19 protein-coding genes are annotated in these 22,164 nt (G+C 63.1%); 5 read left to right on the forward strand and 14 right to left on the reverse strand.

The annotated features are described in order from the left end of the window. Positions 1–85: 85 nt before the first annotated feature. Genes A3ES_RS0119590 through A3ES_RS0119605 form a run of 4 tightly spaced genes read right to left on the reverse strand, consistent with a single transcriptional unit; the run spans position 86 to position 3,624 of the window. Positions 86–2,287 (reverse strand): cell division protein FtsK, encoded by a 2,202-nt coding sequence (locus A3ES_RS0119590; RefSeq protein WP_020388540.1) that lies wholly within the window; start codon positions 2,285–2,287, stop codon positions 86–88. Between the two features lies 1 nt (position 2,288). Beyond that, positions 2,289–2,549, reverse strand: coding sequence for a hypothetical protein (locus tag A3ES_RS0119595; protein WP_040455049.1), 261 nt, complete (start codon positions 2,547–2,549; stop codon positions 2,289–2,291). Positions 2,550–2,551: 2 nt separating this feature from the next. Beyond that, the gene (locus tag A3ES_RS0119600) at positions 2,552–3,373 is read right to left on the reverse strand and encodes a hypothetical protein (RefSeq protein WP_020388542.1); all 822 of its coding nucleotides are present in this window, start codon (positions 3,371–3,373) and stop codon (positions 2,552–2,554) included. Continuing rightward, on the reverse strand, positions 3,373–3,624 hold the full coding sequence (locus tag A3ES_RS0119605) for a DUF6284 family protein (protein WP_083933555.1): 252 nt from the start codon (positions 3,622–3,624) through the stop codon (positions 3,373–3,375). Before A3ES_RS0119605 ends, A3ES_RS0119600 begins: the two co-directional genes overlap by 1 nt. A gap of 197 nt (positions 3,625–3,821) precedes the next feature. On the opposite strand from A3ES_RS0119605, the gene A3ES_RS0119610 reads away from it, so the two are divergent. Together A3ES_RS0119610 and A3ES_RS0119615 are read left to right on the forward strand one after the other, a co-directional pair. Beyond that, positions 3,822–4,547, forward strand: coding sequence for a GntR family transcriptional regulator (locus A3ES_RS0119610; protein WP_020388544.1), 726 nt, complete (start codon positions 3,822–3,824; stop codon positions 4,545–4,547). Beyond that, positions 4,547–5,038: a GNAT family N-acetyltransferase gene (locus A3ES_RS0119615; protein ID WP_020388545.1), complete on the forward strand. Its 492-nt coding sequence runs from the start codon at positions 4,547–4,549 to the stop codon at positions 5,036–5,038. Before A3ES_RS0119610 ends, A3ES_RS0119615 begins: the two co-directional genes overlap by 1 nt. A 58-nt stretch (positions 5,039–5,096) precedes the next feature. Here the strand turns inward: A3ES_RS0119615 and A3ES_RS54125 are convergent, their stop codons facing one another. Continuing rightward, positions 5,097–7,304 (reverse strand): hypothetical protein, encoded by a 2,208-nt coding sequence (locus tag A3ES_RS54125; RefSeq protein WP_157630623.1) that lies wholly within the window; start codon positions 7,302–7,304, stop codon positions 5,097–5,099. A 142-nt stretch (positions 7,305–7,446) separates the two neighbouring features. After that, positions 7,447–8,607: a helix-turn-helix domain-containing protein gene (locus A3ES_RS0119635; RefSeq protein ID WP_020388549.1), complete on the reverse strand. Its 1,161-nt coding sequence runs from the start codon at positions 8,605–8,607 to the stop codon at positions 7,447–7,449. Positions 8,608–8,706: 99 nt separating this feature from the next. Here A3ES_RS0119635 and A3ES_RS55070 point away from each other — a divergent pair, with 99 nt between their 5' ends. The 3 genes from A3ES_RS55070 to A3ES_RS0119650 all read left to right on the forward strand — a co-directional run bounded on the left by A3ES_RS55070 (position 8,707) and on the right by A3ES_RS0119650 (position 11,425). Continuing rightward, a complete protein-coding gene (locus tag A3ES_RS55070; RefSeq protein WP_020388550.1) occupies positions 8,707–8,868 on the forward strand; it encodes a hypothetical protein in 162 nt (53 codons plus the stop codon). Continuing rightward, positions 8,865–9,110, forward strand: a complete 246-nt coding sequence (locus A3ES_RS0119645; protein WP_157630624.1) for a hypothetical protein — start codon at positions 8,865–8,867, stop codon at positions 9,108–9,110. Before A3ES_RS55070 ends, A3ES_RS0119645 begins: the two co-directional genes overlap by 4 nt. A 284-nt stretch (positions 9,111–9,394) precedes the next feature. Beyond that, positions 9,395–11,425 (forward strand): ATP-binding protein, encoded by a 2,031-nt coding sequence (locus A3ES_RS0119650; RefSeq protein WP_020388552.1) that lies wholly within the window; start codon positions 9,395–9,397, stop codon positions 11,423–11,425. Positions 11,426–12,235: 810 nt separating this feature from the next. Here A3ES_RS0119650 and A3ES_RS57110 read toward each other — a convergent pair. The 8 genes from A3ES_RS57110 to A3ES_RS0119685 form a co-directional block, all read right to left on the reverse strand. Further along, complete coding sequence (locus A3ES_RS57110) at positions 12,236–12,661, reverse strand: tyrosine-type recombinase/integrase (RefSeq protein ID WP_202806546.1); 426 nt, start codon at positions 12,659–12,661, stop codon at positions 12,236–12,238. Next, positions 12,658–12,837, reverse strand: coding sequence for a hypothetical protein (locus A3ES_RS56935; protein WP_237745000.1), 180 nt, complete (start codon positions 12,835–12,837; stop codon positions 12,658–12,660). Before A3ES_RS56935 ends, A3ES_RS57110 begins: the two co-directional genes overlap by 4 nt. A gap of 893 nt (positions 12,838–13,730) precedes the next feature. Continuing rightward, positions 13,731–14,615, reverse strand: coding sequence for a PASTA domain-containing protein (locus A3ES_RS0119660; RefSeq protein WP_020388553.1), 885 nt, complete (start codon positions 14,613–14,615; stop codon positions 13,731–13,733). Further along, complete coding sequence (locus A3ES_RS0119665) at positions 14,612–15,112, reverse strand: SigE family RNA polymerase sigma factor (protein ID WP_020388554.1); 501 nt, start codon at positions 15,110–15,112, stop codon at positions 14,612–14,614. Before A3ES_RS0119665 ends, A3ES_RS0119660 begins: the two co-directional genes overlap by 4 nt. Before the next feature lie 501 nt (positions 15,113–15,613). After that, positions 15,614–16,633, reverse strand: coding sequence for a hypothetical protein (locus tag A3ES_RS0119670; protein ID WP_157630625.1), 1,020 nt, complete (start codon positions 16,631–16,633; stop codon positions 15,614–15,616). Between the two features lie 841 nt (positions 16,634–17,474). Continuing rightward, positions 17,475–19,721 carry a N,N-dimethylformamidase beta subunit family domain-containing protein gene (locus A3ES_RS0119675; protein ID WP_020388556.1) on the reverse strand — a complete coding sequence of 749 codons (2,247 nt, stop codon included), beginning with the start codon at positions 19,719–19,721 and terminating at the stop codon, positions 17,475–17,477. A gap of 126 nt (positions 19,722–19,847) precedes the next feature. After that, positions 19,848–20,639: an MBL fold metallo-hydrolase gene (locus tag A3ES_RS51345; protein ID WP_020388557.1), complete on the reverse strand. Its 792-nt coding sequence runs from the start codon at positions 20,637–20,639 to the stop codon at positions 19,848–19,850. A 19-nt stretch (positions 20,640–20,658) separates the two neighbouring features. After that, positions 20,659–22,125 (reverse strand): ATP-binding protein, encoded by a 1,467-nt coding sequence (locus tag A3ES_RS0119685; protein ID WP_020388558.1) that lies wholly within the window; start codon positions 22,123–22,125, stop codon positions 20,659–20,661. Positions 22,126–22,164: the final 39 nt, after the last annotated feature.

The raw sequence follows: 22,164 nt of genomic DNA on the forward strand, positions 1-22,164 counted from the left end.
GCGTTGCCGCTACCGGTAGCGGTCCGGCCGCTACTTCTCTCGTCCCACTGCCCCTTTGGAGTTGGTTACTGTCTGCGTTGCCGGCCTAGGTGGTGCGGCGGGCGATCGCGGCGCGGATGTCGTCGGCCTTGGCGCCCTTGCGGGTCGCGCCGTCCCGCTTGACGTTGACGCTCGGGACCTTCAGCGCTCGGGCTTGGGCAGAGATCGCATCGGGCGTGGTGCCGTTGTACTGCTCGGGCATCTGCTGCGCGAGCCGTCCGGCGATCGCGTCCCAGTGCGCCGCCGTGTCGGCGCCCATCACGGTCAGCACATCGGCCAGGACGTCGCGGGTGGCCCGCTCGACCTCTTCCCCGGCCGCCATGCCCGTCAGCAAGCCCATCCGCTCCCGGTGCGCCCTGGCAGCGGTGAGGATCTTCTCCGCGTCGCTGTGGTCGGCCAGGTAGGTCCGCACGGTAGGCGTGGCGTCGGCGGCGCCGTAGAGGTAGCCGACGCCTCGGTAATCGTCGCCGACCGGCAGGGTGCTGGCGTCAAACCCTTCCTGGTAAGCGTCACCACCGAGCACAGCTTCCGAGACGGTCCGGTTGCCGCACTTGAGCGCGAACCGGACGGCGTGGTTGTCGCGGTACCGGTTGAACAACCGGCCGACATCACCGGCGCCGACACCGGACGGCTTCTGCGAGCTGGACACGATCACCACACCAGCGCTCGGACCGACTGCCTGAATACGGGAGAGCTTGGCCGCGATCTGCTTGTTGAGCTCCTGGTCCTCGGTCTCGAAGTAGACCTGAAACTCTTCCATCACGATCACCATCACCCGCAGGTCCGGGTACCGCGAGTCGCGGGCCAGTTCCTCGGTCAGCTTGCCTTCCGGGCACACGCTGACCGGCAGCGCGGCGAGCTGGGTGTTCACGCGGTCGATGTGGGCCAGGATCTCGTCCAGGATCGCCAGCAGGTTGCCGATCGGGTCCGGGTCGTCGGGTGACGGGTGGGTGCCGAACACGATGCGGTGGGCAACGAGCTTGAACTTCAGCCAGTCCGGAGAGTTCTTGCCATCGACAACGATCAGCTTCACGTACGGGTCGAGTGCCGCGTGCAGCGCGATCAGCCGGGCCGCGAACGTCTTGCCCTTGCGCGGCTGCGCACCGACCAGCAGTGAGATCCACATCAGCATCAGCGACACCGGGGCGTCGCGCTCGTCCTTGCCGAACTTCGCAGGGCGCCAGATGCTGCGCGGCTTGCAGTCGAGCATGTCCGTGCGGCCCACCGGCACCGCGAGCGGATCACGGTCGGCCACGAACAACGTGTGGCGGCGCGAGCTGGTCTTGTCCGGCGACAGGAACACCTGGTTCATGTGCACGTCCAGGCCGGACGCGATTTTCTCCCGCGCCCCGGACACATCCGACCAGCCCTTGCCGTACGGGAGATCCACCAGCACCTGAGACCCGGTATTGCGGGCATCCCGCGACATCTGCGACCCAAACCGGATCTCCTGATCCGACCTGTCCGGCTTCCCCAGACCGGCCGCGTAGTAGGCCCGCAGCACGATGTCAGAGTTGAGCTTGCGGAACCGCGGAGCGACCACCGCAGTACCGACCAGGGTCTGACCGGCCGGGCGGCCGTAGTGCGCGGCAGCGGCAACCAGACCAGCGCCCGCGAGGGCCACGGCGGCGGTAGGAGCCGTGTTCAGGGCGACCGGGACACTGATGGCAAGGCCCACGTTCTGAGCCGCCAGAACGAAGCCGCGCCACAAGCGGGTGCGCTTCAGCTCGCGGTGGATCTTCTCCCATTCCTTGAGCTCGTTGCCGTCTGCGGCCTTCTGCTCAAGGGCAAACGAGTTCGGCACCCAAAACCAGTTGATCTGATTGCGAGCCACACGGGTCACACCGCGACCCGCGAACCACGCCAGCTTGCAGCCATACCAAGGTGAGCGGACCGCATGGAACGCAGCCACATGCGCAGCACGAGCCAGCGCACGCCGCACCGTCGCGGGCAGGTTCTCCGGGCGCAGGTGAACCGGAATGATCGGCAGCCGCTCCCCCGGCGTCGCCACCACCGGCACACCTCGCGTGTCCACCGGCACCAGCACCTTGCCCCCACCGGGGTCAGTGCCGGTGTCTTCGTCCAGGGCGACTTCATACGCGGTGTCCATGCGCTCGACGTCGCCCGCAGACAGCGGCACCGCTATGCCGGCCTTTTCGTCCGGCGTCTGTGCGGCGTCGTCGCGGCGTGCACGGCGGGCTTCCAAGTCGATCGGCTCGGGCAGGTTGTCATTGGCGTGCTCGCTCATTTCAGTTCCCCCTGTTCTGGTCCGACTGCACGCTGACGACCTTGAACGGCCGGACCGATGTGTTGACCTGCCCCAGGCCGAACGGCGTCATGTTGACGAGCGCCAAGGCCTTCGCGACGGCATCGCGGACTTGCGGTGCCCATCCCAGTGCCATCACGGCGATAGCAGGCTGAAGAAGGGCCAGCGCCGTAATCAGGTAGGCGATCTCATCGGTGTCGAAGACGGTCACGTTGACCGGCGTCACGCTGTCGTGGTCGGTCATGATCACTTCTCCGAGTTCTGCGCGGGGCGGGCGTGGATGAGGTGGGCAAGCGCTGCGCCCATACCGAGTACGGCGACGGGCAGGCAGGCAACAACCGTGGTGATCCACCACGGCGCCTGGGTGACCCCGGCCGCCTCCAGCAGGTGATAGGCGACCTGACCGAGCGCACCCAGGACCAGCGCTGCCAGCGCCGACACCTTCGCGAAGCGCCGGGCAGACGGCGGGACCTGGCCCGACAGCCAGACCCGCAACGCGAACGCGGCATAGGTCTCCACACCGATCGGCAGCGTGATGGCGGAGTTGATCGTGAAGCCGTCCGCGATACCAGGCAGCGGGTGGACCACCCCGAACCCGGTGAGTTCACCGAGTCCGACCCACCCGGACCAGACGGCGACGAACGCGGGCAGCGCCAGCAACAACACCGGCCACGAACGCACCGGCCGAACCTCAGCAGAGGCAGCCGCGGGAACCGCCTCAGACAACGGAGGTGTGGCATCGATTCCCAGGTCTACGAACTGGGTGACCTGCGGAGATGCCTCCTCCCCCGGCGCGGAGGGCATCTCATCCTCACCCGCAGTCTGCTCCGGGGCAGTCCGGTTCTCGACCACATGTAGGTGCGGCTCGACCGGCTCCGGCGCCGGGTTCGGCGTGGAATCGGTGGTCAGCGCGTCGAGGATGGCGCGAGCCTTCTCGGCGCCGATCCGGTATTCCTTCATGATCCGGTTCCGAGACGGCACCGCACCCAGGTCCGCCGCAAGCTTGCGGGCGGCCGGGATCAGGTCCTCAACAGGTACTGGGTAGGTCGTACGAAGCGGGGTGCTCATCACGCGACCTCCGCCCCATCGATGTCGGCAGCTTCCGCACCGGCATCCAGTTGCCGCTCTACCGCAAGGACGCGGCGCTTGGCCCGGCGTACCCGGCGGTGATCCATCGCCGACACAAAGCCGGACAGGCCCAGGAGGGAGATTTCGGCGTCCAAGAGATCCAACTCGGCCGCGATCAGCGGCCACTCACGCTCGATTGCAGCCAAATCGGCAGCGGTCGGCTCATCGCCGTCGGCCACCGGAAGGGACATGATGTTCACGGGTTGTGCTCCTCTGCGAAGGGACAGTGCGACCCCAGACGCCTCGGCGGGTGCCACCGCCGGGGCGTCGCATACTCGGGTCTTCTAGGTCTTGGTCTGCTTGTTTGACTTGTAGGTACAAGTTGCTTGGGTGACATGTTGGTATAAGTCGCATAAGCTTGTCAAGCACCAATCGAGAGGACTTGGAGATGCCGGAGACGTTGCAAGAGCGAGTCGCGCGCCTGATCCGCGACTCGCTGGGAGAGCCGGGCTCAGCCCTGCCCAGTGAGGCGGAGCTGGTCGAGCGCTACGGAGCCAGCCGCAACACGGTTCGCGCTGCCCTGTCCGCGCTGGAGGCTCAGGGTCTGATCACCAGCAGCCAAGGCCGGACCAGGCAGGTCCGCGAGATCAACCGCTGGGAATGGAAGATGGCCGAGTGGGAAAGGGCCCACAACAACGACGGCGACGCCTGGGCGAACACCATCAAAGCCCAAGGCGGCACCCCAAGGAACGACCTACAGATCCTGTCGATCCAGGCGCCGGCCGATGTGGCCAAGGAGCTCAAGATCCCCGCAGGCACAGCGATTCAGGCCCGCAACCGCCTCCGCTGGGTCAACGACGAACCCCACCAGCTCAGCGACTCCTACTTCCCACCCTTCGTCACGGACGGGAATGACCTCTTCTGGAACCCCGGTGATCTCGGCGTCCAAGGCGGCCTCCTAGCCGCGACCGGCCACAAGCAGGTCCGCTGGCACGACACCCTCACTGCCCGCATGCCCAGCGCCGAAGAGTCCCAGCGCCTGATGATGGCGCCCGGCACACCGCTACTAGTGCACACCCGCCTCGGCTACGACGCCGAAGGGCGGCCGGTCCGCTACATGGTCACCCGCATGGCGGCCGACCGCGTCGAAGTCTCCTACGACTTGGACGCCTGATGCTGATCACGCTCGATGAATCGCACCGCCAGCTCGTCCACCAGGTCCGCGACGAGGCCGGAGAGTGGCTAGCCACCAAGGGCACCGACCAGTACCGGGGCGGCCTCGACATGGCCAAGGTCCACGCCAACATCGACCACGACTTCGACAAGTTCCCCTTCGTCGGCTGGGAGGTCGACGGCCGCGTAGTCGCCATGATGGCCCTCATCGACCCAGAACCCGACTTCTGGACCCCCGAAGAACTAGCCGAACCCCAGACCTACATCAGCCGCTTCTTCGTCGTAGAACACGGCAAGGGCTACGGCTCAGCCCTTCTTGAAGAGGTGATTGACCAGGCGCGGAAAGAAGGCAAGCGGTGGGTCCGCCTCAACTGTTGGAGCAGCAACACCAAACTGCACGACTACTACCGCGCCCACGGCTTTCAACATATGCGTACATGCGAAATACCCGGCCGAATGAGCGGCGCACTCTTCCAGCGCAGCATCTCCTGACGTTGTGAGAAATACACATTCTCGTTCGAGGCAGGCACCTGAGGAGGTAGCAGCCGAGCTACTCTTCAGCTCCCCCGGCGGCCGCTTGGTCCCGCAGGCGACCACGTATGCGCTTCTCGGCCCCGCGCACACCTGACCGAGCTTCTACCCCTACTCTCCACCGGAGCTCATTGAGCTTGTCTTTCACTAGCCGCCTAACGGTTCGTTCATTTTGGCCCTCGAACCGCTTGCGAGTGGAGTCGGCGACTTCCAACAAAGAGGACGGAATAGATTCATAAGTACTAATTGACGTAATCACTGGTAGCGCGACGTGCTTCTCAGTTTCGATCGCAGCCCGAAGCGGACCTAAACGCAAAAGCTGCGAGAGAAAATCGGGACTGAGCGCCGGTGACTGGGGTGCAGCTCCGACCATGCGCTCCGCCAGCCTTGCTTTCAGGTCGAACGCCGTTCGGTCGAACGTGAGCCACCACTGACGATATCCCGTCCCAGAACGCTGCGTCGCTTTGCGGAGCTGAATCACACCAACAGCCACCTCCACATCATGTGCGACCAGGCGACTTATGACCTCCGGCGGGGTCTCGCCGTCACTACGCTTCCGATCCATCTCGCCAGCCCATATCTCCTGAACAGCTCCGCGCAACTCAGTAGGTGCTGCATTCGCTTCTTCGAGAAGGCTTCGCAGTTCAATTCTGAACTCGTCACGAAGATATTCCTCAATATCTTCGAGAGGACTATTCTGGCCTCGGAACTCACTGAGCCAATCGAAGAATTCGTTCCGCGGACGGCCCGATAGCGTATAGGCAGCATAAATGAACGGCACATCAGATCGCCAGTCGGCCGGAGCTGTTCGTGCACACAATTGCGCCCTATACAGATGGCGCTCGATTTCTTCGACGGTGCCATCCGTTACATAGAGCTTGAATCCGGCATCAAGCGCCGAGCCGAGAAGTGTTGTGTAATGACGCTTTGCCAGGTCATCTATTAGTGTCTCTTCTAACAAAGGCAGGACGACACTCGCGTCCAGCCAGATTTCGCCACCCGAGAAGACCTCCAGCATTATTTTCTGAACGTCCGCAGTCTGCCGCAAGAACGCAAACAGTGTGTAGCCGTCAGCTAAGCGTCCTAGATGCTTTTGCGTGTCCTCTGATGGACTGTCCAGCACCGAGAAGATTACATCTTTTGCATCCGAAATTGTCAGAGGTCGAACATCGTGGCCGGCCTCAGTCAGGTAGGTCATTACTGCTTCACCATCAACTTGAACCATGACTCCACCAGCAACAGCACGAGCGAAAGCCTCTCCCTTGCGGAAGAGAATCTCCTCAATACCTGCCCGAAGATTGATACCCAAGTCTTTACATCGCGCATCCTCGATACCAATATCCAGCGATTGGATCGCGGCGGCAAAATCGTCCTCGATGTGGCGCTGGCGCGTAGCGAATTCTTGCGCGGCGACCACATTGCGCTGATGCTGCTCAAACGAAAGATGGTACTTGTTTTCTTTGGCAATAAACTTGACCGGCCCTCCCTTACGAGTCAGGCGACTGGCCGCGCCTGAAATCTGCGCCTCCACCTGAGCGACGGCGTCAACCGGCACAAGCGCCTTCACGGCCACCTGAAGTTCATCCATACCGATCGGACTGTCGACGTTTGTGTCGTGAAGTGCAGCCAGGAGCAGCGCCTCGAAGCACGACTTCGTTATATTTCGATCCGAATTCTCGTCATAGCCCTCCAGTGACAGATGGAAGAGAGCAACTCGCGCATCATCATCAGACATCATCGGTCCCGAAATATTCGCAATTCCGTGACGACTTAGAAGTGGATCAACCTTTAGCACCGAGAGATCTTCAGAAGCTATCTCACGCTGAGCAGCAGTGTATTGCCGATCAACAAACCAGGATCTATCACGGATGTCCAACGAGATACCTCGGTTACGAAACTCCTCCACTAGAGAATCCGCTGCGGGCCCAATGACCTGACTAGTGCAATAAATGAGCCGAGTAAATCCCTTGAAATTCTCATTAAGCCTCTTCTCGGTCCCCAAGATCTTGGCTCGCCAGTCCTCGGCTACCGAGTACTGAACCATTGTCTTTGGAGCCTCATCGACAACATACAACTGCCCGTCCCTGCCCTTATCCCCGGCAGGCGAAGCCATGGTCCTGAGACTGGGATAGTCGACCGCCAGGAATGCAGCAGCGAATTTCTCGAAGACTAGCCAGTCCCCAGACTGAAGCTCCCGTAGGGCCAGCGCCAAGCGTTCAGAAGACATGCCATGCAGGCTAGCGCGAAAAGGACGAAATGGGGCAGAGGCCAAGGGAGCAGACGAGGGCGTCGGAGGCATCCTGGCCGGAAACCCTTGGCCCCAGAGTTACCCACGCCGTATTTCAGTAGCGGAGGTTCCCAGGGTCGTATCAGAGGCTACGCAGAGCCTCTTCGAACTCAGCTACCAGGCCCTCGCTGGGGAAGCGTTGGCGTAGTTCCTGGTCGAGTTCTGCGGCGATCATCTGGAGGGGCGGCTTGCTCTGGCGGCCGTCCTTGAGGCCCGAGATACCTAGGCCTACTGCTTGCTCAAGGTCGCCTTCGCGGCCTGCGACGACGCCGAGGGTGAGGCGGCACTCGGCGATGCGCATGGGGCTGAGCTCGGCGCCGTCTGGGGTGATGTTGTCCTTGATTACGGCGCGGGCGTACTGGGTGGCCAGCTCGTCGTCTCTAGCGACGCGGTGGACATCCATCGCGTAGTAGTCCCACTTAGCGGGGTCCACCTTGAAGTGGTTGTCCGGCCGGTCTGGGTGGGGCAGGTGATCGAGAATGTCTTTGCCACGATCAAGCACCGTCTGCAGACCTGAGTCACCAAGGCGCGCCTTTGCCTTCGCCTCCTGGGCGATGAGCTGCACATGCACAGTGCTCCTGGGTGCCACGGCCTGCCCTCGTTGGGAGGCCTCGACGGCTTGCCGGTACCGCCCCTGTGTCAGCGCGAACCAGGCGGTCATTTCGTATCCCCAACCGACGATCTCTGGATGGCCGGCCTCGAGGCCGAGTTGCATGGCCGCTCGCCTGGTGGACTCTGCTGCCGTGCGCATCCCGAGGTCGTACTCAACACATCCGGCCAGCAGGGCAAGCCATCCACCGGTTACCAGCAGGTCTGCGTGTGCCTTCAGGCCCACCGGCCGATCTAAGAGACCTACGACGTGCAGGAGCCAGCTATGCGACTCCTGGCGCAGCTCAAGGGCATCGCGATGGTTGTACTGGCAGCACAGCTCCTCGACGGTTGATTGCAGGCTTTCCAGCGTGCTGGCCGTTGTGTCGCTGGCTTGCATCCGCTGGATTAGCTCAGCCGTTTGCCACGGCCTCCGATCGAGCTTGGCGACCGTGTCACCTCTGGCGGCCGCGATCAGCTCGCCTTTGGCCCGCAGCGCCGCGTCACAGGTCTGTGCGACATCTTCGGTCGGGGGCTTGCGGCCGTTCTCCAGATTCGACAGGTACGACCGGCTGTAGTGCGTTGCCTTGTTGAGGTCGGCCAAAGACCAACCCCTGTGCTCGCGGTACTCCCTCAGCCGATCTCCGAAGGTCACCTATCCAGTGTCTCCCATGCCCTTGTATCCCTGCATCCTGAACCAGAGGGATACGCGGGAATCAGTGATGACAGGCTCTGCGGCCCTCAGGCTGAACCCATGAACGGCACACATACAGGGCGCGAACTGAACGGCGTCGAGTGGGCAGGCACCGATATCTGCGAAGGCCTCCACCCGAACACCGGCATGCCGTGCATCCTCGGGGAACACAAGGGCTACCACCGCACGGCTGACGGCGCGGAATGGCTGGACGAAGAATGAACCGTCGAGCCTTTTGGCGCACGTACGTGCGCTTCACCATGTTCGTTGAGTTGTGGTGGCACGAGATCAGAGATCGGCTGCCGTGGATTCAGAAGTCCTTCAGCGAAGGCTGGGACACCGGCATCGAGCAAGGCGCGGAAGCTATTGAGAAGCTCCTCGCGCAACTCCCAGGACCCAACGTGCCAAGGGAACTAGTGGAGCAAGTTGCCGCCAGGCTCCGCTGCGAGCTGGAGGGCGGCTAAGACCGGCGAGGCGTGCGTGTGAAGCCCTGTGAACCCGCGTACGCCTCGTCTTCCACTCTCGGCCAGATGCGCCTGGCCTGAGACCGTGCGGAGCCAGTTGGACGGCTGCCTCCGCGCGCACCTGCGGTCCCCGGCGAGGGCGGACACGGGGACCGCTCGTGTACCACTCTCAACTCGGCCGCCGGCTACGTAGATGGGCTCGAATGGCTAGCTCGACGCAAGTTGCAATGACGGACAGTCAGCGACGTACTGACGAGGCGCACGAAGCGTGACACACTGCCGAGATGACTGCCAGCCGACTGACAGTTCAAGTTGACCAGGACCACCTTGAGCGCTTAGTTAAACGCCCAATCACTGGCATTGCCGAGCTGATCTGGAATGCGCTCGATGCGGATGCTACAAAGGTGGACTGCGAGGTCGTTGACAACGGCCTGGGCGGCGCAGATTCTCTGCGGGTCATCGACAACGGTCGCGGCATGAACCGCGAGCGCATCGACATCGACTTTTCCCAGCTCGGCGGATCTTGGAAGAAGCTCACTGCCAATACCCCGGACGGCCGGCAACTTCATGGCCGCGCAGGGCAGGGCAGATTCTCTGCTTTCGCAATCGGTGAAACAGTCGTCTGGACCAGCATCGCGGATGCCGTCGTCGGCCCTCGACGTGAAATCGTCGTGACTGGTCGACGGACATCTCTGCGCGACTTCGACGTCTCTGATGTAGTGGTGGCGGCCGACCGAGATACGGGCACCGTGGTGGAGTGCACGAATCTCACCAGTGAAGCGGAGACCTATCTCCTTCGTGACGATGTCATTGACGAACTCGCAGCCATCTTCGCGTTCATCCTAGAGAAGTATCCAATTGATATTACCTGGCGCGGGACGCCTGTAGATCCTGAATCTCTTCAGCTAAGGCGAGAGAATCTCTCACTAAGCATCGAAGGCATCACGGGCGCAGAGTTGGACATCATCGAGTGGCGCAAGCCCGCCAAGCGCGCACTCCACCTCTGTGATAGCTCAGGCGTTTCTTTACATGAGATGGCACCCGGCATTCGAGCCCTAGGTTTCGAATTTACATCATACATTCGCTGGGACGGATTCAAGGATCTTCAAAGTCAACTCGTGCTTGAAGAAATGGATGACACCGACGTAGCCACGGTAATCAACGCTGGCCGCGATGCACTTCGCGAGTACTTCAAGAAGCGAGCATCGGACAAGGGTGGTGAATTAATAAAGGCTTGGAAGGAGGAGAAAACATACCCCTTCAATGTTGAGCCGGCTACCGTAGTCGAGAAGACGGAGCGCGACCTATTCAACATCCTCGCCATCACCACAGCGCCTGTCGTGGAGGCCGCAGACGTCAAATCGAGAAAGTTGTCCCTACGCCTGCTCCGCGAAGCAATTGAAAAGAGCCCAGGAACAGTCCATGAGGTTCTCCAGGAAGTATTGAACCTGCCCGAAGACCGCCTTCAAGAATTGCGCGACCTAGTCGAGGCAACGTCTCTCGGCTCGATCATCTCGGCCGCAAGGCGGGTCACGGACCGTCTTGATTTTATTCAGGGCTTGGAACAAATCCTGTTCGATGGCGTTCTGCGGAAACACACACTAGAGCGCAGTCAATTACATCGAATCTTAGCCAACGAGACTTGGCTTTTCAAGGAAGAGTATGCACTCACCGCAGATGACGTAACCTTGCGCACTGCCTTAAAGGATCATATCGGCCTTCTTGGCCGTGAAGACCTTGTTCCATCCGATCTCGATGCCGAGGTCTTGGACGCGGACGGCAGACGCATAGTGGTCGACCTAATGCTCAGCCGCATAACCGAACAAGCCCACAATGAGCGCGAGAACATAGTCATCGAACTGAAGCGACCTTCGGTCCACATCGGCTCCGAGCAACTCTCCCAGATCCAAAACTACGCATCTACCGTCAAAGCCGATGCTCGATTCAACGGCACCGACAGCCGATGGGAATTTTGGATCGTTGGCGATGAGCTAACAGAGAGCGCCAAAGACCAGGCAAACCAGCAGAATCGCGAACCGGGCATCGTCAACATTTCTACGGACGGAAAATATATTGTTCGTGCGGTTACATGGGGGAAGATCCTTCAAGATGCCAAGCATCGGTTAGCGTTCATCCGTGCTGCACTTGAGTACACGAGCGACACCGACCGTGGCATCGAATACCTCCGGAGAGCTTATGGCCGATATCTACCCAATGCGGCGCTTGCTAGCGACTCTCCGACAACAGGGATTAACGACGCAACTGACATCGACAGCAGCGAAGAATCGACTGAGGATTCTGGCGCATCCGAATAAAATCGGTTCGATGGTGAATCCCGCATCCTGCAAAGCGCCTAGGTCTCATCTCGACATCAATGGTCGTCGACTCAGGTTAGGAGTAGCGGCCCAGCTACTACACCCAGGCTAATCGTCCACGCGGTTTCTAGAACTGCACTTCCGAACAACCCTGCATATCTAAGAATCATGCTTGGCTCCTTTCCGCCTCGCGGCGTGTTCACTCCCGGGTTGGTGTTTTCTAGGCCCAGACTGATGAGTCGAATCACGGTTATTGCGAGGACGATTAGAACCAGGATGCAGATCGGAATCGAACCGATCCCCGTAACCCCTAGCCTCAATCGACGACTAGCCCGATGCTAGCGGCTTCGGATGCCATGGCATAGCCCGTGGGGCAGCGAACGGCGGCGACTGCGCAACCACAGTCCAGACGCTGGCCCGCTGGTCGTCTGCAACCTCGAAGTACCCGCGACAGGTACCGCAACAACCAGCGACAGGAACCATGCGAAGCCCCCTGGAAGGCCCACAGCGCAACGGGTCGACGCCCCGTTCCGTGGGCTGCTGTCGAACGGAAAAGCGGCGGTCCCAAGTCAAGACCACCCCACCGTTGCTCTCATGTCGGGTGTCTCGCGCAGTCTCAAAGCCAGTCTCATCCGCCTGCGTTCGGGGGCGTTCGGGGAGGTACTGAGGATGGGCGTCGCCTGCTTGTGCGACCCTTGGGGAACAGTGCTGAACACGGGATTGAGCGATTGGAAAGCGTGTTGGGGGCAACCCCTCACGAGTTCGAATCTCGTATCCTCCGCCACTCCCCGAGGGTCGCAAAACCGCAGGTCAGAGCGTGGTTGCAGACTCTCGGAGGATAAACACGAACCGGGGCGGCTCCCACATCTGGGAGCCGCCCCGGAGTCGTTTGGTCTCAGTTTTGGTCTCAGTTCTCCTACGCCGGGACCGGAACGCGCCCCCAGCGTCATCGGGGCCGTCCTTCCCGGAGGCCTGGTCGTCCTCGTTGGGCACCGCCCAGAGCAACCCTCCGAGCCGCTTGGCGATGTCCCGCCAGATCGGGTCAGTCATGTGCTGGTACCGAGCTGCCATCGACGTTGAGGACCAGCCCATGACTCCCATCGCGGCTCGCTCAGGCACGCCTAGCGCCAGCAGCATCGTCGCGGCGGTGTGCCGTGCGTCGTGTAGCCGTGATTCTCGGACGCCAGCTCGACATAGGAGCGCCTTCCATTCGTGGTGGTCGGTGTTGGGATTCACGGTTCTCCGGTCAGACCTGCAAACACCCAGTCGCCCCCATTCCAGAGCTGCCGAGCGCGCCGCCGTTCCTCGTCCTGGGCTGCCTTGTGATCGCGCAGCAGCTCTACAAGCTCGTCCGGCAGACCGATGACGCGTTTGCCGGCGCGGCTCTTGGTCTCACCTACCAGTGGATTCACCCGGACCTTCTTGGTGCAGTATCCCGCCGATCGACCGCACTTCCCGCCACACCCGTGTTCGTAGATCGGCCGTAGGCAGGTCCATTTCACGCGGAGCTGCTTGGCGTCAAGATCAACGTCCGGCCAGCGGAGTGCTAGCGCCTCTCCTTGTCGCAGGCCGAGCGAGAGTGCGACCGCCCATCGCGCGCTGTTTCGGTGTTCTCCAGCCTCCGTCATGATCCGCTGGGCATCTTCGACCGAGTACGGCTCAATTTCCTCATCCGTCAACCGTGGCGCTCTGGCGATCTTGCCGACATTTCTTTTGACGTGCCCTCTCCTCATCGCTTCGCCCAGGGCGACTCGGGCTGTGCGGTGCACCTGATGTGCAGTGCCTGCCTTGCTGCCGTTCACGATCATGCGCTGATACAGACCTTCCAGGTGCTCCGGTTCGAGCTTTTGAAGCTTGTGTGCTCCGAGCCCAGGAACAAGGTGCTTGCCCGATCGGATGGTCCTCGGTGCGAACCACCGGTCAACAGCGGTCAATTCAGCCCGGGCGGCCAGCTCGCCGCTGCTCCGGCTGAGCCGACTGCGACCGACAATTCTGTTCCCAAGCTGACAGTGCGGGTTCGATTCCCGTCACCCGCTCCAACGCAAGACCCCAGGTCGAATGCAGGTTTCTGACCTGGGGTCCCTGACTTCGGCCAAGTTAGTGCGCATGGCTTGGTCAGGTGATCTGGGCGAGCGGGGGAGCACAGAAGCAGACAGCCACCTGCAGCAAGGAACGGCGCGTCAAGATCCCATATCGCCGCAAAATACCTGCCAGCCTGCTACGAGCACCCTGGCTGCGTCCGTGCCAGCCGGGTCAGAGGATCAGGACCTCGGGCCACCTGGCGTTTGGCGCTGCGGCTGAAGCCTCAGGGTTGGTCGATGGTGATCGTCACTGTCGCTCCGAGCGGCAGCATCGTGCCGGGCGCCGATGAGAGAGAGACGGCCAGGACGTCGCCAGGGCTGTAGCCGGGAGCCTTCCTGGTCTGGATCCTAGGTTTCAGGCCCAGTGCCGTGAGCCTGTTCGCATACTTCTCGCCGGACAGTGCCGGTGAGTTGTTCGGTGCGATGAACTCAAGGGGCTCCGGCACACCGACTCGGTCGGGAACGATGACGATCCGCTCGAGGATGCGGTCGACCTCGCCGGCGTTCGTGGAGGACTCGGCGCGGAATGATACGTCGAGAGACGGAATGAACACCGCGCCTGAGCAGACCCTGACGTTGTTGATCGCGCCATCGGTGCAGCGTGTGCGCTGACGTTCGGCCCGCACGCCGTCGACCTCGATGGTCTCGTCGGCGTGGAAGTCGAAACGCAGTGGCTTGCCACTCGCCAGCTCCACACTCTCGACACCGCTGGGGCGGGACGACTGACAGAGGAGCGCGGCACTCGGGTCATCGATAAGAACCGTGTCTTTCTTCGGCGTACCGCAGCTGCTCTGGTTCGTGCCCCAGACCTTCGGCACAGCGATAGCAGCATGCCCGATGCCCAGCAGCCGCGTCGCGGCAGGCACCGGCCCCGGGCTGGCGGAGGCGGCAGGAGGTGGAGGGTTGTCCAGGCTCCTGCCGTGAGTTGCGACCAGCGCGGTCCCACCGACCATGGCCACCAAGGCTGCCGCGGCGGTCACGGACGCTGCCACTGTGCGACGACGACGTAGGCGGGTGGCGCCTGCGCGGATCGCGTCGATCGGCGGTGGCCCGACGCTTGTCCGTTCCCCGGCGCGTTCGAGGAGTTCGGTCAGCTTGGATTCGTTCATTGTGTTCCTCGCAGTTCTGCCAGGTCTGGGTCCTGCGCGAGGGCCTTCACGGCTCGGGACAGACGGCTCTTCACGGTGCCTGCGGCGACGCCGAGTATTGACGCGATCTGCTGTTCGCTCAGGTGGGCGTAGTAGCGCAGTACCACCGCAGCGCGCTGGTCGCTGCTCAGCCGGTCCAGCGCACGCATCATTGCGTCGGTGTCGTCCACGCTGGCGGTCTGGTCGGGGCCGGCCCGGTCGGGAATGACCGCCGCCGGTTTCTCACCCGTCCAGCGGCGGCGACGTGCGGAGATGAAGGTGTTGATCAGGACTCGGTGCACGTAGGCGTCCCGGTCCTCGGCCGCTTGCACCTTGCCCCACTTCAACAGGCATCGTTCGAGGGCTGTCTGCACGAGGTCCTCGGCCTCGGCATGCGCGCATCCCAGGAGCACCGCGGAGCGCACCAGGCCGGGCCAGCGCGCGGCGACGTACTCGCTAAAGTCCGAGTCCCCGGCCATCTCTCACCTGTCCCTCAGGAGCCCCTCACCCGTATAGACAGGCTGGCAGCACCCAAAGGTTCCGCCACGTCTTGCGAAGACCTGGTCACGCCGCTCGTCGCTGCGCGCGGCAGCCTTCAACAGCTCCAGCTCAACGTCGTCGTGCGCCGATCCGATGTGCTCGATGTCCCGCGAGCCGCGCCGCGAGGAATTTCACGATCTGGGCCTCGGTCGCACCGATGGTTTTCACCAGGCGCGCGTACGGAGCTACGACTGACAGCCTTAGGACGCTCGCTTAGTGCACGCATCCGAGCAGCAAGCGGCACATATCCACAGGTCAACGCGCTGCGCTCAGCCGAGATCACCGAACGTGGCACAAGTCAGGTGACAGTGCGGGTTCGATTCCCGTCACCCGCTCCAACGCAAGACCCCTGGTCGAATCGAGCTGATGGAATTGATCTTGATGAAGAACGAGCCGGAATAGCCCACGGCACAAGCAGTCCAAGCCGCAAGATCATCAAATCAACTCTCCGGGCCTCCACCAACGGCTTCAATGAGCTGGAGGGAAACGCGCGGATCGTTGAGCTTCTCAATAGCGTGAATGAGGGCGTCGGCATCCTTGTATTTCGGATCGACTTGCAGGAGGACTCGATTTAACCGGGTATCGAATCCGCCACCGATGCCTGAAGCCCCCGCCCATTCAACCTGATTTGTCAAGAGCTGGTTGGCAAGGTCATCCAGCTCCTTCGCGGAATACTGCACACGCGCGAACCTGATTCGCAGCGTCGTCGCGGCCGATGCTACGAGCTTCCGCGCGTCCTCGACGGCGTCGTCAGAAGTCATTTGTATGGTCAGCGCTTTAGTCGAGTTATCCCACATCATGCCGCCGTCGTAATCCAGCAAAGGCCTCAGTATGCTTCGTAATCGGTCGCGCTCTACGGACGAATCCCAGTCACCCGTCACGTCCAACGGCAATGACCCCTGCGTCGCTCCGGCCAACTTGGCATCCGGACTTGGGTCCTGAGCGTCAGCAGACGCGTGGGGCAGCAAAGCTCCGCTTTCCAAGCCTGAGTTGGGGGGAGCGGGGAGCGTGGAGATTTGGATCACAATCCTGTCGTCGTTCAGCGCCCGCACTCGCTCGGTCCAGGCCCCTGCTGTTTCGGCAGGCACCCACACCTCGACGCGGTTGATGAATGCATTCCAGCCTCCGCCCGCTCCGGTGAGACCAGGAGCCCACTGATCCGTGGTCGAGAACAACCGATAACTCAGTTGCTCCAGTTCGGCCCGGGAATATTTCACCGACTGGAATTCCACGGTGAATCCCTTGGCCGTGGACAAGACCGAGGACTTCACCTGCTCTACCGCAGGCGACGTCCCGTCGACAGCCCCCACCAGGCGGACGACCACCGTCCGCGTGTCCGCATCCCAACTCAAGCCACCATCCGGCACAGGCCCCTTGCTCAGCAACTCCGCAATCGAGTCGATCTGCGCCTGACGGTCCGCCGTACCGGTGATGTCGATCTTCACCGGCTGATCAGTCACGCAGTCAGCGCAACCCTTCAACCGCAGAAGCTCATCCCGCCCCGGGTACAGACCGTACCCGGGATCATCATCCCCCGGAGCCGCGCTAACAGCAGGAGGCGACACCATCGCCGCCCCCACCGCCAGCACCGCCAGCACGCCAGCTGAGATTCGCCGCATCATCTCGGCCCCTAACCACAGAATGCTTGCACGCTACCCGCGCAAAGCCCGTTGGACTAGACCACCGCTCAGGCGTAATGCCGCCCTGTACCTCTACTAGGTCCTGGCCGTGCTGTCGGCACGTCTGAAACGTCCCGAGACTCTCTCCATTGGTTGGACGGCACAGCCTGTCCAACGCGTTGCACCGATTCGTGCCCGATCGGAAAATCTCACGTGGCCACCGGCGGTCAACCGCGGTCACAGCCCCGAAAATCGAGCGGAGACGTCAGCGCCGCGAGCTGGACAATTCAGTTCCCAAGCTGAGGGTGGTGGCCGACTCCCGTCAGCCGCCCACGACATGTTTACCTCGGACCGTCGAGGCTGCCGACTACGGGTCTAGGCGCACCTGGATTGGTCTCAGTTTGGTCTCATTCGTCGCCGTTCACCACCGTTCACAGACGTTCGATGAGCGTTCCGCCTAGGCGACGCGAACGCCCACAAGGCATCCTGAACATCAGTCCAAGGAATTGGAAAGCGTGTTGGGGGCAACCCCTCACGAGTTCGAATCTCGTATCCTCCGCCACTCTCCGAGCGGCCGACCGACCAGCTTCCACCTGGTCAGGGCACCATTCCGGCCGTCTGAGAGACGAAACACCAGGTGGGTCGGTCGCAATCGCGGCCGGCCCACCTTTCGTTCTGGCTTCTAGGGCTGTGTGTGGACTTCGAGTTTTTGTTTGGGGACTGCGGCGCGCACCTGGGCGATGGTGGTGTCGGCTGGTACTGCGATTTGGCCGTGGCTGACCCATTCGGCGATGTTGGCGACGATCTTGCCGACCGCTAGCTGGGAGGCCGGGGATGGGGTTGGGACGGTCCAGTTGGACGGGCAGCGGGCGACGAGGAAGCAGGCGAACGCGAAGGTTGAGCCGTTGAGGACGCGGGCTCCGGAGGGTGCGGTGTACGTCGTCATGTGCATGGGTGCTGCTTTGCCGCTCGTGCGGCACGTGCCGGTGGAGCTTGCGGCGGTCGTCTGGCCAGGGTGCTGGTACAGACCCGGTTGGGCGTAGTCGATCTCGCCTGCGACGAAGCCGGGTAGAGCGGTCCCTGGAGCGACTCCGTCGAAAACCCAGCTGGTGCCCGTGGTCAGTGTGCTTGCTAGGACGGCGCACACGTACTCGGCGCCCAGCAGCGGTTGCGAGGCATACCCATCCCCCAGATACCGCCAGGTGGTCGAGTTGTACCCGTCCGCGTACCGGTCGATATCCCAGGTTCGCCTGCTGTCGTTGGTGAAAGTGATCCGCCGGTACGCCGTATTGGCACCAAGATTCGCCACATTCACACCACTGTTGATCGCCTGGCTAAGGGCCGCCCGCATCGGCAGCGAGAAGTACTCGTCATGCGCAGGCAGGAAAACCGTCCCAGCGCGATCGGGCAGTTGCCCGCCGTACTCGTCCAGGTCGTGGTTGGTCCAGTACGTGACGTCGAGCCCCTTCGACTCGGCCCAGAACACCAATCCCTGCTCCAGCGGGAGAAATTGCCCAGACCCCTGCCCCTCGGCGTACGGGCGGTCGGAGCTGAGCCGGCCCGAGCCGCCGGTCACGCCGCCGCTGTAGAAGCCGATGCCCCCGTAGGTGTTGTAGGCCTCCCAGGTCGTCGTCGCCTGCTGGATCAGCAGGTCGTGCTTCGTCCCGCTGTCATCGCGGATCGTCAGCGGCGCGTACGCCGCCGCCCCGCCGCCGCTGACCTTGATGAGATAGACACCGGGCACCCAGGTCGCGTTCACCGGGATGCTCGCGGTCGTCGTCCAGTGCGCCGCGGACGTCATCCGCAGGCTGTTGCCATTGGCGGTGCCGCCCGTGGTCGGAGCCGCCTGAACCACCGTCGGTACGCCGTCCTGGCGCCAGATCTCCCGAGCGCCAAGGCCTTGGTAGTAGCCCATCCGGTACGCCACGATGCTGACGGGATTGCCAGACGTCACCTTGATATCGACGACGTCTCCGCAAGTGGCCGACGTCTGGGTGAGGTAGGCAGCCAGCGCTCCGTTCATCGAGGATGGAATCACCCAATCGGCGGTGCCCGGCCGCACGTTCTCCACCACGGTCGACGGCCAGCTCGACGGACAACCGAGCCTGACACTCGGCATCGCGTTGACCGGTACCGGCGGCATGGCGGCCGGGGGTGCGATCAGCGCCAAGGTGGCGGAGCCGGACATCAAGCTCACGCCCGTCGAGGCCGAGGCCGACATCGCCAGCGTCAGGATCCCGCCGTACTTCGACAGCACCACCCCGTAGATCGGGATGGACAGCCGAGCGCCGGCGCCGACGCTGATCGGAGTACGGGGCTTCCAGGTCGCGTAGCCGCCAGAGGTGGTCAGCGTGCCGTTGATGCTCGTGACGGCGCCTGACGCTCCCGCCGGCAACTGCATCCGCACCGCGGCCAGGACGCCGGCGCGGGCCAGCGTACCGGCGTACGTGAGGGTCGTTTTTTGTCCCGGGATCGGGTTGCTCGCAAGGATCAGTACATTCGCCGGCAGCGCCAAAGTCCCGTTGCCGGAGGACAGAATCGCGCCGGTGGTACCAGTCGCCTTGAAAGCAAGGCTCCACGGTCCACCACTAGGCAGTCGCAACCCATAAAGCGGAATGGAGAACCGCGCCCCTACGGCCACGACAACAGTGTTGCTCGGTCGCCACCGCAGTACGCCGGGCGACACCGTGCTGACCGTCCCGTTGATCGAGGTGATCTGCCCGGTCGAGCCAGCAGGCACCGACACAACGATGTCCCGCACCGTCCCGGCCCGAGTCACCGTCGCCCGATAACTCAGGGTCGTCGTGCCACTCGCCCCCGCGGACGCCGCAATGGTCACATTGGCACTCACGAGCGACACAGCGGCCGGCACGATAGTGGCCGAGAGCAACAAAGCGGCGGCGGTCGACCCGAACAGCTGACGGAACATGATCCCCCCAGGAATCCGTACCGTGAACTTCCCCCCACAGGAAGGTGGCCAGACAGGCCACTGTTCCGAGAGTTACACGCAGTCACCGCAGACGGAAGGGCGGCGCAGGTCACGGCTCGGTGACGACTACTTCCCGGTTCGAGGCAGCCACTGGTCAGGCAGCAGGAGTTGACCTGCGCTCAGGGCGGGGAAATGAGCGCCTACGCCAGGGGTGGTTTCCAGCTCGGCCCGGAGGCGTTGGCGGGTTTGCTCGGCGGTGGTTGGGTCTACGTCGCCGTACGAGTGCCAGGTGGGTTCGACCAGTTGGATGGGGCAGGTGATGGCGTCGCCCAGCAGCAGGAGCCGGTCGGGTCCGGACTCCAGGGAGACGCACAGATGGCCTGGTGTGTGGCCGGGAGTCAGTACTGCGGTGACACCGGGCGTGACCGTGGCGTCGTGGGTCAAGGGGTGCTGGCGGGACGCCTGGGCGAGGAAGCCGTCGCGGATGTGAGGGCGGATATCGCCGGGGCCGTTGACGAAGTAGTCCCAGTCGGCGGCGCCGTACCAGATGATCGCGTTCGGGAAGACGGGCTCGGCGGCGAGGTCGAAGAGCCAGCCGACGTGGTCGGTGTGGAAGTGGGTGATGACGACATCGGTGATGTCCTCGGCACCGATCCCCAGCGCACCGAGCCCGACGAACAGCTGCCCACCGACGAGCACCATGCCGTGCGCTAGCTCGTCCTGATCCGGCCCCATCCCCGCGTCGACCAGGATCGTGCGCTCACCAGTACGAATCAGAAAGCACCCGATCGGCAACCACCCGAACCCGTCCCGCGCAAAAAACTCCCGCCGAGCATCACCCTCAGCACCGAAGTACTCCGGCCGAACAGTGAACGTCCCGTCACTGATGGCGTCCACCTGCATCGCACCCAACTGCATCGGAAATCCTCCAGGAAAGTCAGGCGTACATGTCCCCGATACCCACCAGGAGAACATCCTCCCGATCGGACCGGGCCGCTTGAAGCGCATCGGTGAATCCCGCACCACTGAAGCAGGCCAGGACACAGCGGGTGGTGTCCATACCCCGCGCACCGAGCACATCACGAGCCCGGGCCAGGCGCTCGAGATGCTCGACGCCCATCTTCTTTCCCCACTTGGCCTCGCCAAGCAGGGCGGCTCGCGCGCCGCCTCTGCCGCCCTCAGTCACCGCGACATCGATCTCTGTCTGCCGGCGGCCCGCCACGTCGGACACCACTCCACGCCCGACCTTGCCCAGCGGCGCGTCGACGAGAGCCAACCCCGGGCCCAGCATGAACTCGCGACACATCGCCTCGAAGTGCGGTCCCACGACCTGGGACGAGAACCGCTCACTCGACTGCGCCCACACCTCGCGTCCCTGTCCGGACTCCAGCCGCGCCCACGCCGGACGCATCACCGCCTCGTAGAAGTTGATCAGCGGTTCAGTGATCCGGTACTGCGCTCGCCCCGACCGGAACATGTCCTCTTCGTGCTCGACCAGATGAGCATCCTCGAGCACGTTGAGCGGATGAGAGATGTCGACGGCCTTCCGGCCGATGTAGTTGGCGATGCCACCGCGGGTCGAGTTGCCCCCGGCAACAGCAGCGAGAACCGAGTGATACAAGGCGGTATCCCGGATATCGGCCTCCGCCGCCAGCAGGTAGCGGGCCTCCCGGAAGAGCGGACTCAACGGCGACAGCACCGTTCGGGAGATCCATTCGTCGAACTCGTCCAGCCTTCGCGGCGCGTCATCGGCCAGGAACTGACGCCGGTACGCCGGTGTGCCACCCAGCACGGCGTGCAACCTGGCGGCCAGCGCGGGATCGTCCTGAACCCCCCAGAACCGGGCCGAGGCGCGGTAGTCGAAAGGCCGGACGACCAACTCCAGTTGTGCACGTCCGCGCAGCGGCGCAGTACTGGCGAGCAGTCCTCCCATCACCGACATCGCGGATCCGCAGAGCAGCAACCGGATCGAGCTCTCCTCCCGCTGGAAGCGGTCGACCTCGCGCTGGATCAGTGACGGCAACTCCGGCGCGGTCTTCGCCAGGTAGGGGAACTCGTCGATCACGACCAGGAAAGGACGGCCCGGCGTCGCCAGGCCGAACAAGTAGCTGATCGCGTCGTCCCAGTTCGCGAAGGAGAAGGGTGAGGGCGATCCCGCCTGGGCGGCAAGAGCCGCTCCGAACTGGCGAAGGGACTCTCCGGCCGTCGCGGCAGTGGCCGCGAAGTAGAACCCCTCTTGCTGCTGGACGAGGGCGCGAAGGAGGTACGTCTTGCCCATCCGCCGCCGGCCGCCGACCACGCCGAGCATGGCGTGCGGCAGCGGCCGGGTCGCGAACGAGACGAGCCCCGCCCACTCGGCGTCCCGGCCGAAGATGTGATCAGGCTTGGCCGCAGACCTGGGCACACGTCCTCCCATTTCTTAGGACTGTACTTTTAAGAAGTG

Source organism: Kribbella catacumbae DSM 19601, assembly GCF_000372465.1.
GTDB lineage: Bacteria > Actinomycetota > Actinomycetes > Propionibacteriales > Kribbellaceae > Kribbella > Kribbella catacumbae.